The 13,645-nt window shown below is 75.3% G+C and carries 7 protein-coding genes and 1 pseudogene; 5 read left to right on the forward strand and 3 right to left on the reverse strand.

Annotated elements, in window-relative coordinates; genetic code table 11:
• The first annotated feature begins 104 nt into the window (after positions 1 to 104).
• Complete coding sequence (locus tag ACX9MN_RS18355) at positions 105 to 1,502, forward strand: efflux RND transporter periplasmic adaptor subunit (RefSeq protein WP_489725016.1); 1,398 nt, start codon at positions 105 to 107, stop codon at positions 1,500 to 1,502.
• 11 nt (positions 1,503 to 1,513) lie between these two features.
• Positions 1,514 to 4,752: pseudogene (locus ACX9MN_RS18360) on the forward strand (efflux RND transporter permease subunit).
• 41 nt (positions 4,753 to 4,793) lie between these two features.
• On the opposite strand, the gene ACX9MN_RS18365 reads toward ACX9MN_RS18360, so the two are convergent.
• The 3 genes from ACX9MN_RS18365 to ACX9MN_RS18375 all read right to left on the reverse strand — a co-directional run bounded on the left by ACX9MN_RS18365 (position 4,794) and on the right by ACX9MN_RS18375 (position 5,666).
• Positions 4,794 to 4,937, reverse strand: a complete 144-nt coding sequence (locus ACX9MN_RS18365; protein WP_354456006.1) for a hypothetical protein — start codon at positions 4,935 to 4,937, stop codon at positions 4,794 to 4,796.
• 94 nt (positions 4,938 to 5,031) lie between these two features.
• Positions 5,032 to 5,244, reverse strand: a complete 213-nt coding sequence (locus ACX9MN_RS18370; protein ID WP_354456007.1) for a TOBE domain-containing protein — start codon at positions 5,242 to 5,244, stop codon at positions 5,032 to 5,034.
• Positions 5,245 to 5,384: 140 nt separating this feature from the next.
• The gene (locus tag ACX9MN_RS18375; protein WP_489725017.1) at positions 5,385 to 5,666 is read right to left on the reverse strand and encodes a hypothetical protein; all 282 of its coding nucleotides are present in this window, start codon (positions 5,664 to 5,666) and stop codon (positions 5,385 to 5,387) included.
• A gap of 614 nt (positions 5,667 to 6,280) precedes the next feature.
• Here ACX9MN_RS18375 and ACX9MN_RS18380 point away from each other — a divergent pair.
• The 3 genes from ACX9MN_RS18380 to ACX9MN_RS18390 are packed head-to-tail and all read left to right on the forward strand — an operon-like array spanning position 6,281 to position 13,637.
• Complete coding sequence (locus ACX9MN_RS18380; protein WP_489725018.1) at positions 6,281 to 7,390, forward strand: ATP-binding protein; 1,110 nt, start codon at positions 6,281 to 6,283, stop codon at positions 7,388 to 7,390.
• Positions 7,387 to 9,699, forward strand: coding sequence for a DUF5682 family protein (locus ACX9MN_RS18385; RefSeq protein WP_489725019.1), 2,313 nt, complete (start codon positions 7,387 to 7,389; stop codon positions 9,697 to 9,699). Before ACX9MN_RS18380 ends, ACX9MN_RS18385 begins: the two co-directional genes overlap by 4 nt.
• A gap of 47 nt (positions 9,700 to 9,746) precedes the next feature.
• Positions 9,747 to 13,637 (forward strand): DUF4132 domain-containing protein, encoded by a 3,891-nt coding sequence (locus ACX9MN_RS18390; RefSeq protein WP_489725020.1) that lies wholly within the window; start codon positions 9,747 to 9,749, stop codon positions 13,635 to 13,637.
• Positions 13,638 to 13,645 lie beyond the last annotated feature (8 nt).

Consider the following 13,645-nt stretch of genomic DNA (forward strand, 5'->3'; position numbering starts at 1 on the left):
CGGATGCCGAACCGGCTCCGGGTTCACCCCCACGCGACACCTGAACGGGACCCTCCGGGACCGCCGCGCGCGGCACCCCGCCCTCCCGGCCGAGCAGCTTTCCCATGCGCATCATCCTGTCCGTGGCCGCCGCCGCGGCACTCCTGGCCGCCGGCTTCGCCCTCGGCGCCGCCGCCCCCGGCGCCCCGACCCTGCCCGACCGTCTCCGGCAGACCCTCGCGTCCGTCGGGCTCGCCCGAGCCCCGGCCGACGACCACGATCAGCGCTACGCGGCGGCCGCACCGGACCGGCCCAAAGCCGCGCCCGACCCGCACGCGGGCGACGATCACGCCGGCCACGACCACAACCACGCGCACGGCAACGAGCACGGCGACGAGCACGGCGACGAGCACGGCGCCGACGAGCCTCACGAGGCGGGCACGATCCGGATGCGGCCCGATCAGGTCGCCGGCCAGGACATCGTCACGCGCAGAGTGGAGGGCGGCACGCTGGCGCGCCACCTCCTCGTCCCCGGCACGATCACGCCCGACACCGACCGGATTGCCCGGGTCCCGGCCCGGGTGGTCGGGACCGTGGCGGAGATGCGCAAGCGCCTCGGCGACGCCGTGCAGGCGAACGAGGTCGTCGCCATCCTCGACAGCCGCGAGGTCGCCGACGCCAAGAGCGAGTACCTCACCGCCCAGGTCCAGGCCGAGCTGCAGACGATCAACTTCGAGCGCCAGCAGAAGCTGCTCGCCTCGCGCAGCGCCTCCGAGGCCGCGTTCGAGACCGCCCGGGCCGCCTATCTGGAGAACCGGCTCCGGGTCGACCTCGCCCGCCAGAAGCTGTCGGCGCTCGGCCTCGACGCCGCCGAGGTGGCGGCCGCCCAGAAGCGCGACGAGGCCACCCCGAACCAGTCGACGCTACGCCGCTACCCCCTGCGGTCGCCCCTCGCCGGCCGCATCGTCGAGCGCAAGGTCGATGTCGGCACGGCGGTCGGCAAGGAGGGCGATCCGGCCGACCTCTACACGGTGGCGGACCTCTCCACGGTCTGGATCGAGCTGTCGGTGCCGACCGTCGACCTCGCCCAGGTGCGGGAAGGCGCCCGCGTGACGGTCACGCCCGGCCGGACGGGCGAGACGGAGCGCCGGGCGGAGGGCCGGGTGATCTTCGTCAGCCCCTTCCTCAACCCCGACACGCGCTCGGCCCGGGTGGTGGTCGCCCTGCCGAACCCCGACTTCGCGTGGCGGCCGGGCACCTTCGTGACCGCCGAGGTCGAGATCGCGCAGGATTCGGTCCCGGTCCGGATCCCCAAGGCGGCGGTCCAGACCGTCGAGGGCCGGAGCGTCGTCTTCGCGCGCACGGCCGAGGGGTTCGAGAAGCGGCCGGTCACCCTCGGCCGCTCCGACGACGAGGCCTTCGAGGTCACCGCCGGGCTCGAGCCCGGTGCCGAGATCGCGGTCGGCAACGCGTTCCTGCTGAAGGCCGAGCTCGGCAAGGCCGACGCCGGCCACGCCCACTGAGGAGACGGACGATGATCAGCCGCATCCTCGCCGTCTCGGTCCGCCAGCGCTGGCTGGTGCTGCTCCTCGTGCTGCTGGCCTCGGCCTTCGGCGCCGCCGCGCTCACGCGGCTGCCCATCGACGCCGTGCCCGACATCACCAACAACCAGGTCCAGATCAACACCCTGGCCCCGTCCCTGTCGCCGGCCGACGTCGAGCGGCAGGTCACCTACCCGGTCGAGACGGCGCTCGCCGGTATCAAGGGCCTCGAGTACACCCGCTCGCTCTCGCGCAACGGCTTCTCGCAGATCACCGCGGTCTTCGCCGAGTCCCTCGACATCTACTTCGCCCGCCAGCAGGTCGCCGAGCGTATCGCCCAGGTGCGGGAGGAGCTGCCCTCCGGGGTCGAGCCGCGGATGGGCCCGATCTCCACGGGGCTCGGCGAGATCTACATGTGGTCGGTCCAGTACGCGCCGCTGCCTGAGCGCGCGGCCGTGCCGGCGGGCCGGCCGGGCTGGCAGCCGGACGGGAGCTACCGGACCCCGGAGGGGCAGGCGCTCAGGACGGAACTGGAGCAGGTCGCCTACCTGCGCACGGTGCAGGACTGGATCGTGCGGCCGCAGATCAAGTCCGTCCCCGGCGTCGCCGGCGTCGACGGGATCGGCGGCTTCGAGAAGCAGTACCACGTCCAGCCGGACCCCACGAAGCTCACCGCCCTCGACCTGTCCTTCGCGGACGTCGCCCGGGCGCTCCAGGCCAACAACGCGAACCAGGGCGCCCGCTACCTGGAGGATAACGGCGAGAGCTACGTGGTGCGCGCGGCCGGCCGCCTGGAGAGTCCGGAGGCGATCGCCGACGTCGTCGTGGCGAGCCGCGGCGGCGTGCCGGTGCGGATCCGCGACGTCGCCACGGTGCGGATCGGGCGCGACCTGCGCACCGGCTCGGCGAGCGAGAATGGGCAGGAGACCGTCATCGGCACCGCCCTGATGCGGATCGGCGAGAACAGCCGCACGGTGGCGGCCGCCGTCGATGCCCGCATGGACCAGATCCGGCGGGCCCTGCCCCCCGGCATCGTCGTCCAGACCGTCCTCGACCGGACGCAGCTCGTCGAGGCCACGATCCGCACGGTGGGCAGGAACCTCGCCGAGGGCGCGGCCCTCGTGATCGTCGTCCTGTTCCTGCTGCTCGGCAACATCCGGGCGGCGCTGATCGCCGCGCTGGTCATTCCGGCCGCCATGCTGATGACCGTGACCGGCATGGTCGAGGGGAGGATCTCGGCCAACCTGATGAGCCTCGGGGCGCTGGATTTCGGGCTCATCGTCGACGGGGCGGTGATCATCACCGAGAACGCGCTGCGCCACCTCGCCGAGCGGCAGCACGCCCTCGGGCGGCCGCTCGTGCTGGAGGAGCGCCTGGAGACGGTGCGGGGCTCGGCCGAGGAGATGATCGCGCCGTCCCTCTACGGGCAGGCGATCATCATGCTGGTCTACGTCCCGCTCCTGACCTTCACGGGGGTCGAGGGCAAGATGTTCCAGCCGATGGCGCTGACCGTCATCCTCGCCCTGGCGGCGGCCTTCGTGCTGTCGCTGACCTTCGTGCCGGCCCTGATCGCCATCGCGCTGACCGGCCGGGTCACCGAGGCCGAGAACCCCCTCGTCCGAGGCCTGAAGGCGCTCTACCGGCCCGTCCTCGCGGCGGCGATCCGGGCGCCCGCCCCGTTCGTCGGGGCGGCGCTGCTCCTCCTCGCGGGCGCAGGGCTGCTCGCCACCCGGCTCGGGACCGAGTTCATCCCGCAGCTCGACGAGAAGAGCATCGCCCTCAACGCCACACGGATCCCGTCCACCTCCCTCACCCAGTCGCAGGCGATGCAGCTCAAGGTGGAGCGGGCGATCGCCAAGTTCCCGCAGGTCGCCTACGTGTTCTCGAAGACCGGCACCGCCGAGGTCGCCACCGACCCGATGCCGCCGAATTCCTCCGACACCTTCGTGATGCTCAAGCCGCAGGCGGACTGGCCCGACCCGGGCCTGTCGAAGGCCGAACTGCAGGAGCGGATCGAGGCGTCCTTGAGCGAGCTCGTCGGCAACGTCTCGAGTTCTCCCAGCCGATCCAGCTGCGCTTCAACGAGCTGCTCGCCGGGACACGGGGCGACCTCGCCGTGAAGGTGTTCGGCGACGCCTTCGAGCCGATGCTGGAGACCGCCAACAGGATCGCCGCGATCCTGCGCGGGATCCCGGGCGCCGACGACGTGAAGGTCGAGCAGATCACCGGCCTGCCGGTCTTCGAGATCAAGATCGACCGGACCGAGGCGGCCCGGCTCGGCCTCAGCACCGGGGCGATCCAGGACGTGATCGGCGCCGCCATGGGCGGTCGGGACGCCGGGGTCGTGTTCGAGGGCGACCGGCGCGTGCCGATCGTCGTGCGCCTGACCGATCAGGTCCGCGAGGACCGGGAGGCCCTGGAGAACCTGCCCGTCCCCCTGCCCCCGGGCGCGAACGGCAAGGCCGCCTCCGTGCTCCTGCGGCAGGTGGCGCAGTTCTCGGTGAGCGAGGGGCCGAACCAGATCAGCCGCGAGAACGGCCGGCGCCGGGTCGTGGTCACCGCCAATGTCCGCGGGCGCGACATCGGCTCGCTGGTGGCGGAGGCGCAGGCGAAGGTCGCCGCGCAGGTGACCCTGCCGGCGGGCTCGTACGTCACCTGGGGCGGCCAGTTCGAGAACCTCGCCTCGGCTCAGGCGCGGCTCACCGTGGTGGTGCCGGTGTGCTTCTTCCTGATCTTCCTGCTGCTCACCTCGGCGCTCGGCAGCGCGCGGGACGCGCTCCTGGTGTTCAGCGCGGTGCCGCTGGCGCTCACCGGCGGCATCGCGGCCCTGTGGCTGCGGGGGATGCCGCTCTCGGTGCCGGCCGCGGTCGGGTTCATCGCGCTCTCGGGGGTGGCGGTGCTCAACGGCCTCGTGATGCTGACCTTCATCAAGCAGCTCGTCGCCGCGGGCCGGCCGCTGCGGGCGGCGATCCGCGAGGGCGCCCTCACCCGGTTGCGGCCGGTGGCGATGACCGCGCTGGTCGCCTCCCTGGGTTTCGTGCCGATGGCGCTCGCCACCGGCACCGGGGCCGAGGTGCAGCGGCCGCTGGCGACCGTGGTGATCGGCGGCCTGATCAGCGCGACCCTGCTGACCCTGGTGGTGCTGCCGGCGCTCTACGCGCGGTTCGGGCGCGCCGGTCCGGCCGACCGCGCCGCGCCCACGGCGGAGCCGGTGGCGGATCGCGCCGCCTGACGGCGCCCGCGCCTCGGCCGCGGCTGCCCTGAGGCGGAAGGTCAGGCGGGGAGGATGTGCAGCATCCCGCCGACCATCCCGAGGGCCCCGATGCCGATCAGCCCCGCGGCGATGTAGAGCCGCATCCGGCTCGCGTCGGCGGCCGACGGCGGCTGGGGGTCTTCGGGCAGGTCGAACCAATCCATCGGGTGGGCGCAGCCGGTCGGGTGGGCGGGAGGCGCCGCCCTAGGCCTGCCCGATGACGACGGGATGACGGTGGGATGACCGCAGCGCAGGCCGCTACGGCTTCACCAGCAGCACGTTCACCGCCTTGGCGAGCACGTGGACGGTGTCGCCCTCTCGGAGGCCCAGCTCCTCCAGCGAGTCGACCGTCATGACCGAGGCCATGCGGTAGGCGGTGCCGACCAGCTCCACCTCGACCTGGGCCATCACGTCCCCGCGCTTGATCGCCGTCACCGTGGCGGGGATGTCGTTGCGCGCGCCGTGTTTCATGGGAGCTTCCGGGTTGCGCAGCCGGTTCGGCCGCCATCGAGGCCTATCGCGGCCGGGGCCCCGGCATCAATCACGACGCCGGGACCGCGATCGGGAAACCTCCGGGAAACCGCCGCGGAGCGGCCCGGGGCAGGGCCGGATCAGCGACGGCCGGAGGTTCCGGCCGAGCCGCCATCGCTGCCGCCGGGCTGGAATCCGGCCGCGTTCGGCGGCCCCTTCATCCGGCCGTCCTGCTTCGGCATCTCCGAGCCCGGAGATCCGGTCGTCGTGCCCGTCGTCTCGCCTTTGCCCGTCGCGCCCTGGCCCGTGTAGCCGGCCGCGTTGGGCGAACCCTGCATGCGGGTCCCGGTATTCTCCGCGGCCGTGGCGGCCGCGCCTGTCGCCAGGAGGCCGGCGACGGTCAGGCTGATCAGCGTCTTCATGTGCGAATCCTCAAGCGCTTCCCCAGGCCGCCTCTCCGGACGTACCGGGGCAACGCGGGAGGACGGATCCCGTTCACGCCGCCGCGACCGGACCGGCGCGGGCGCCGGGGTTGCGGGACAATACTTGCTGCGATGCGATATTTCTGCATCGAAGACGGGACGCGAGCCCGTTCCGCGAGGCAATGTATTGATTTATGTACGGAGTTGAGCCGCCCGGCACAATTGCATTCCGTCGCAGAATCTGTTTGAATATTCGGACGCGTTGCATTCCATCGTGGTGACTGAATTCGCTTGCGGCCTATCGGGCTCCGCGAGGAGGTCGAACATGTACGCTTTGGCCAAGACCAGAGAGAGAACCGACTGGGAGCTGGTCGTCGTCTTCGGCAGCTGGATCGTCTTCGAGATCGCGATCCTGATGCTGTGCTTGGTGTCGATGTAGGCTTTCTTCGGGACTACGCCCGATCCGTCGCGCCCCGGGCGGTGCCGGATCCCCGGCCCGGTGGCCGATGCTTGGAGATGCGCGGAGACGCTTGAGAAACCCGCGCGTGCCGGGGCATGCTCTGCCGATCGCAGGAGTCGCCGACAGGGTCGGCGCGACGGCAGGGGACGGGTGCATGGCGAAGGCGGTGCGGGCGGGCGGTGATCGCGAGGCGCGTCAGAGACCCCCGGCCGAGGACGTCCACGCCGCGGAACTCGCGCGCCTGCGCGCCGAGGATCCGGCGCCGCGGCCGCCGGGCTGGCAGCTCTCGCTCCAGGCCGTCCGGCGCTTCATCTGCGGCGACGGCGCGACGCCCGCCAAGGTGGTCTGCGCCCCGGCGCTCGTGGAGCGGGCCATGGTCACCCTGGCGACCTCCCGCGCCCTGCTGCTGATCGGCGAGCCCGGGACCGCCAAGAGCCTGCTCTCGGAGCTCCTCGCCGCCGCGATCAGCGGGCTCTCGACCCTGACGATCCAGGGTGGCGCGTCGCTGACCGAGGACCAGATCCGCTACGGCTGGAACTACGCGCTGCTCGTCGCCGAGGGGCCGAGCCCGCGCGCCCTGGTGCCGGGCGCCCTCCATACCGGCCTCAGCGAGGGGCGGATCGTCCGCTTCGAGGAGCTGACCCGCTGCCCGCTGGAGGTGCAGGACAGCCTGCTCTCGGTCCTGTCCGACCGGGTGCTCGCGGTGCCCGAACTCACCGGCGCGGACGGGATGGTCTACGCCCGGGAGGGGTTCAACCTGATCGCCACGGCCAATACCCGCGACCGGGGCGTCAACGAGATGTCGGCGGCCCTCAAGCGCCGGTTCGGCTTCGAGACCGTCTTCCCGATCGCCGATCTCGACGCCGAGCTCGCCCTGGTGCAGCGCGAGGCCACCGCCCTGCTGGCCCGCTCCGGCGTGCCCCGCGCCCCGGATCCGGAGGTGCTCGAACTCCTCGTGACCTGCTTCCGGGAGCTGCGCGAGGCCGTGGACACCGAGGGCACCGGCATGGAGCGGCTCTCGTCCGTGATGAGCACCGCGGAGGCGGTCAGCGTCGCCCACGCCATCGGCGTGAAGGGCCATTTCCTGCGCGGCGATGCCGGCCGGCCGGAGGACATCGTCGCCTGCCTCGCCGGCACCGCCGCCAAGGACGACGCCGAGGACCTCGCCCGCCTGCGCCGCTACCTCGACCAGCGCGTCAGCCGCCGCTCCGGCGCGGCGTGGCGGGAGTTCTACGCGGCGCGGCACCTCCTCACCCCGCAATGAACCCCGCAACGAGCGGTCCCGCGCCGGATCCCGGCCGCCTGACCGTCATCGGCGTGCGCCACCATTCCCCGGCCTGCGCCGGGCTCGTCCGGCGCACGATCGCGGCGCTGCGGCCGGCCTGCGTGCTGATCGAGGGGCCGGTCGACTTCAACCCGCACCTGCCCGACCTCGCCCTCGGCCACGACCTACCGGTGGCGATCTTCTCGTTCCGGGCCGACGCGGCGGGCAGCGCCGCCTCCTACACGCCGTTCTGCGCCTTCTCGCCGGAATGGCAGGCCCTGGAGGCGGGCCGGGCGGTGGGTGCCGAGACGCTGTTCTGCGACCTGCCGGCCTGGGACCCGGCCTTCGGACGCCGCGCCAACCGCTACGCCGACCCGCACGGGGCGCGCGCCGAGGCGGCCGAGCGGGCGCTGGCCACCGCCCTCGGCGTCGCCGACCAGGACGCCCTCTGGGACGTCCTCGCCGAGGCGGCGCCCGAGGCGGAACTGCCGGCCCGGCTCGACCGCTACTTCGCCCTGCTGCGCCCGCCCGGCACGGACGATCCCGCCGAGGAGGCCCGCGAGCGCTTCATGGGCGCCTACGCGGCCCACGCCCTGCGGGCGGCCGGCGACCGGCCGGTCGTCCTCGTCTGCGGCGGCTGGCACGCGGACGCCGTCCGGCGCCACGCCGCGCGCGCGGACGGGACCCGGCCCGAGCCGGCGCCGCCGGAGCCGGACCTGCGCACCGGCAGCTACGTGGTGCCCTACGCCTATCCCCGGCTCGACCGGTTCTCGGGCTACGCGGCCGGCATGCCTGCGCCGGGCTACTACGAGCGCGTGGCCGAGTCGGGCCTCGCCCCCGCGGCCGACTGGGCGATGACGGCGATCACCGCGGCCCTGCGCGAGGCCGGGCAGGTCGTCTCCACCGCCGACCGCGTCGCTTGGCGGGTCCACGCCGAGGCCCTCGCCCGGCTGCGCGCCCATCCCGCGATCCTGCGCGCCGACCTGATCGACGCGGCCCTCGCGGCCCTGGTGAAGGACGCCCTCGACCGCCCGCCCGCCTGGGCTGCCGGCCGCGCCGCGCCCGGCCACCCGGCGCTCGCCGCGATGCTGCGGGCGCTCACCGGCCCGCGCGAGGGACGCCTCGCCCCCGGCACCCGGCAGCCGCCCCTCGTGGCCGACGTCGCCGAGCGCCTGCGCGCCGCCGACCTGGAGCCGGGGCCGGCCCGCCGCAGCGTCGACCTCGACTGGGCCGAGCCCGGCGACCGGGCGCGGGCGCACCTGCTCCACCGGCTGGTCCTGCTCGGGTTGCCGGGGATCGCCCGCGAGGGCCCGGACCGCGCCGGGCCCGGCCTGCCGCGGGAGCGCTTCACGCTCGTGCGCCACCCGCACTGGCTCGGCGCCCTGATCGAGGCCTCGCTCTGGGGCGGGACCCTGGAGATGGCTGCCTCCGCCCGGATCACCGCCCGGGTCGAAGCGGCGCCCGATTCCCTCGAAATCCTCGCCGGGGCCCTGTCCGACGCGCTGTTCGCCGGCCTCACCCTGGAGGGCGAACTGCTCGCCCGCCTGAGCGCGGGCATCGCGGCGGCGCACGACGCTGCCGCCCTGGGCGCCGCCGGGGCCGGGATCGTGCGGCTGTACCGGTTCGGCGACGCCTTCGCGCCGGCGCGGCCGGCCCTGGCCCGCCTCTGCGCCGTCCTGGCGGCCCGGGCGCTCTTCGTCGTCGAGGCCGTCCAGGACCCCCGCGCGGGGCTCGGCGCGATCCCGCTGGTCCTCGCCTGCCGCGACCTGTTCCGCGAGGTCGGCGCGGAGATCCCGGGCCTCGACGACCTGCGCCCCCCGTTCTCCGCCATGCTCGGCCGCCGCCTCGCCGATCCGGCGACGCCGCCGGCCCTCGCGGGGGCGGCGCTCGGCTTCCGGGTCGCCTGCGGCGCGGCCGGATCGGACCCGGAGGCCGCCCTGGCCTGGCTGCGCCGCTTCGGCCTGCCCGCGACGCTCGGCGACTTCCTCGCCGGCCTGTTCGCCCTCGCCCGCGAGGAGATCGCCGCCGACGCGACCCTCGCCTCCGTCGAGGGTCTGGTGGCCGCCTGGGGCGACGACGACTTCCTGCGCGCGCTGCCGTCCCTGCGGATGGCCTTCGCGTGGTTCCCGCCCCGGGAGCGCGAGCGCATCGCCGTCGCGATCCTGCGCCGGAGCGGCCTCGGCGAGGCCCGGGCCGAGGTCGAGGCCCTGGCCTGGATGCGCCAGCGCGCCCGCCCGGCCGATCAGGCCGAGGCCCTGGCCCGCGAGGCGCGGGTCGCCGCGCGGCTCGCCCGCCACGGGTTGACCTGAGCCGCGACAAGGAAAATTTTACCGCCGCGCCACGGGGAGAGGACTGCATGCAGCGTTACGAGCTGACGGCGGGAACATCGGCGAAGTTCTGGGAGGCCGGAGCCGAGGACAGCGTTCTCATCGTGAGATTCGGCCGGATCGGCACGCAGGGGCAGTCCAAGACGAAGAGCTTTCCGAGCGCGCAGGCGGCCCAGGTCGAACTCGACCGGCTGGTACGGGAGAAGACCGGCAAGGGCTATCGCCCGGCGGGTGAGGCCGCGCCGGCCGGACCGGATCCGGCCTCCGGAGCGGGCGCCGCGGCGACGGGCAACGTCGCCGCATCCCCGGCGGCCGAAGCTCAGGTCGCCGAGGCCCGGTTCGCTGAGACCGGGACCGCCGGGACGTCGCCCGCCCCCGCCGCCGGCGCGGAGGCGCGCCGCGTCCCGATCTTCACCGGTACGCCCCTGCCCACCCGCAGCCGGCCCGGCGCGCCCCTCGACGCCGCCGCCGACTGGGCCGCCTTCGCGGCGCGGATCCGCCCGCTGCTGGCGGCCGCCCCAGACGAGGCGCGCGCGCCGGCCAAGGCCCTCGCCGCCCGGCTCGACAGCGCGCCGCCGGCCCTCGACCCGGACGAGGTCCGCGCCTGGCTGGAGCGGCTCGAGGCGGCCTGCCCGGCGCTGAGCCAGCGCCCCTGGGGCGCCAAGCCCGGACCGCAGGGGCCGGCGGCCCGGGCGGCGTTCACGCATCTCGCCCGCTGGCTCGTGGCCCGCTCCGGCACCGGGGGGACGCTCGTGGCCCTGCTCGACCGGCTGCGGCCCCGTCCCTCCGGCCGCTACGGCTCGCTCCCGGTCTCGGCCTGGGACATCCCCACCACCTTGGGTCTCCGGGCGGCCCTGGTCGCCGCCCCCGAGGCGGCGTACGCGGAGGCCCTGGACGCGGCCCTCCGGCTCGCCGCTTCGGACCCGGAGCCCACCCTCGCCCGCTGGCTCGCGGTGATCTTCGCGGACGACCGGCCCGGCGCCGACCACGCCCTCTCCGCCCGCGCGGTGCTGGCGCGCTGCGACCCGCCCGATCCCAAGGCCTACGGCAATTCCCACGTCGCCCTGCCGCTGATCGTCGACCTGCCGCCCGCGCAGGCCGCGCCCTGGTACGCCGCGCCGTATCACCGGGCGACGCTGGCGACCTGCGATGTCGGGGCCGAGGAGGCCGCCGCGACGGTGATCGCCGTCGCCGACGCGGCCGGCGAGCCGGCCACCCCCGGCCTCGTCTGGCTCCTGGAGGGGGCGGTCGGCCCCGAGCGCACGATCGTCGCCCGGGCCCTGCTGGAGACCCGCGCCGCCGACGCCCTCGACGCGCTCCTACCCTTCGTGGGCACCAAGCTGGTCCGCGACGCCCTCGACGCCGCCGACGCGGCCTTCCCCGACTGGATGCTGCGGGCCTATCTGGGCGCGCTCCAGGGCAGGGGGGAGCCCGCCTACGGCCCCCGGGCCGTGACGCTCGCCGCGCGCCACGGGCACGAGACCGCCCGCGCCTGGGCGGCGGCCGAGGGCGGCCGGGGCGCGGGGCGCCTGGACCGGCTGCTCGCCGCCGGCAGCGCGCCGCAGGCGGCCCCCGAGGCCCTGCCGTCCGTGCTCCGGGATCCGCCCTGGCGGCGGCGCGGGGCCGCGCGCGCCCGGTCGGAACGGGCGGTGGCGCCGATCCCGACGCCCTTCGCGCACGGCTTCGACCCCGACGAGGCCCTCGACCGCAGCACCTTCTACTTCGAGGCCGGGACGCTGGTGGAGTCCATGACGGACCTCGCGGCGCGGATCCGCGCCACCGAGGCGGAGGCCCTCTACGACATGCCGATCCCGCCGCCGGCCGAGCCCGTGCCCGCCGCCGACGCGGATCCGGCCATCGCCCTGGCCTGGCTCGACCGCCGGCTCGACCTGGACCGCGACGCGTTCACCGGCTTCTTCTACTTCAACTACGGGCCCTGGTTCCGGATGGTCGGGTGGCAGCCGGAGCCCCTGGCGCTGATGCTGTGGGAGAAGACCGGGCCGCAGCGCGCCCACTACGTCGCGTGGCGGCGCACCATCGCGGTGATGCTGTCGCGCTTCGGCGCGCGGGCCGTGCCCGGCCTCGTCCGCCTCGTCGCGGCGGATCCGGCGCAGCTCCTGCCGGAGGTCGAGCCGGTGGACGCCGCCGACCTCGCCCCGGTCGCCGCCCGGGCGTTCCACCGCACCCGCAAGCTGCGGCCGGCCGCGGCCGCGTGGCTGCGCGCCCATCCCCGCACCGCCGCGCTGCGGCTCCTGCCCGAGACCCTCGGGCCCGCCGGCCCGGACCGCGACGCGGCCGACGCGGCCCTGCGCTACCTCGCCGCCGAGCCCGCGGGGCGCGCCGCCCTCGACGCCGCCGTCGCGGCCTACGCGGAGGGGGATCCCGGCGTGCCCGGGGCGGTGGCCGCCGGCGTCGACAGCGACCCGCTGGAGCAGGTGCCGTCCAAGCCGCCGAAGCTCCCCGACTGGGTGGTCCCCGCCGCCCTGCCCCGCCCGGTCCTGCGGAGCGGCGGCGCCCTGCCCGACGCCGCCGTCACCGCCCTGTGCGAGATGCTCGCCTTCTCCGACCCGCTCGCGCCCTACGCGGGCGTCGCGCAGGTCCGCGCCGCCTGCACGCCGGAGAGCCTCGACGCCTTCGCGGTCGCGCTGTTCCAGTCCTGGATCGCCGCCGGCGCCAAGGCGACGGGAGAGTGGGCGATGCTGGCGCTCGCCCTGATCGGGGGCGACCACGCCGCCCGCGACCTCACCCGGCAGATCCGCGCCTGGGGGCAGGCCAGCCTCAAGCCGCGTGGCAAGGCCGGCATCGCCGTGCTCGCCGGGATCGGCACCGACGTGGCGCTGATGAACCTCAGCGCCATCGCCGAGAAGAGCCCGCTGCTGCAGCTGCGCGAGGCCGCCCGCGCCGCCATCGTCGACGCCGCCGAGGCCCGCGGCCTCGACGAGGTCGACCTCGCCGACCGGCTCTCCCCCGATCTCGGCCTCGACGCGCGCGGCGGGCTCGACCTGTCCTTCGGGGAGCGCCGGTTCCGGGTCGGCTTCGACGAGACCCTGAAGCCTGTCCTGCGCGACGCCGAGGGCCGGCGGCTCGCCGCCCTACCCCGCCCGACCAAGGCGGACGATCCCGAATCCGCCAAGGCGGCGTCCCGGCACTGGGCGGCCCTGCGCAAGGACGCGGAGGCCGCGGCCGGCCTGCAGATCACCCGGCTCGAGGCCATGCTGGCGTCCCAGCGCCGCGTCGCCCCCGGGGTGTTCTGGCCGTTCTTCGCCGCCCACCCGCTGATCCGCCACCTCGCCGGGCGGCTCGTCTGGGGCCTCTACCCGGACGCCGCGCCCGCGACGCCGCCGGGGCACGTCTTCCGCCTCGCGGAGGATCTCTCGCCGACCGACGCCGCGGACGACGCCCTCGCCCTCGACGTCGCGGCGGCCGAGGGCGTGGTCGGCCTCGTCCACCCCCTCCACCTCGACCCGGAGGAACGGACCGCCTGGAGCGGCCTGTTCGCCGATTACGAGATCGCCCAGCCGTTCCCACAGATCGCCCGCGAGACCTTCGCGTTCACCGAGGCCGAGCGGGGCGCCGCCGAGACCCACCGCTTCGACGGGGTCCGGGTGGGCGGCCGCCGCCTGCGGGGGCTGCGGCCCCAGGGCTGGTCGACCGACACGGGGAGCGAGCACGTCCATGCGGTGCAGCGTCCGGTCGCGCTGCCCGACGGCACCCGCCTCGTCGCGGTCCTCCGATTCGAGGACGGGTTCTGGCACCGGCCCGGCCCGGAGGGCGACGGGATCCAGACGCTGCGGACCCTGACCCTGTCCGACACCGGCTGGCGCGCCGCGGCGGCCCACCGGTTCGGCGACCTCGACCCGGTGACCGCGAGCGAGGTCCTGCGGACGCCGAGCCTGCTCGCCGCCGCCGGCGACGCGTGAGAGGGAGA

It is taken from the genome of Methylobacterium sp. 1A (assembly GCF_058072805.1).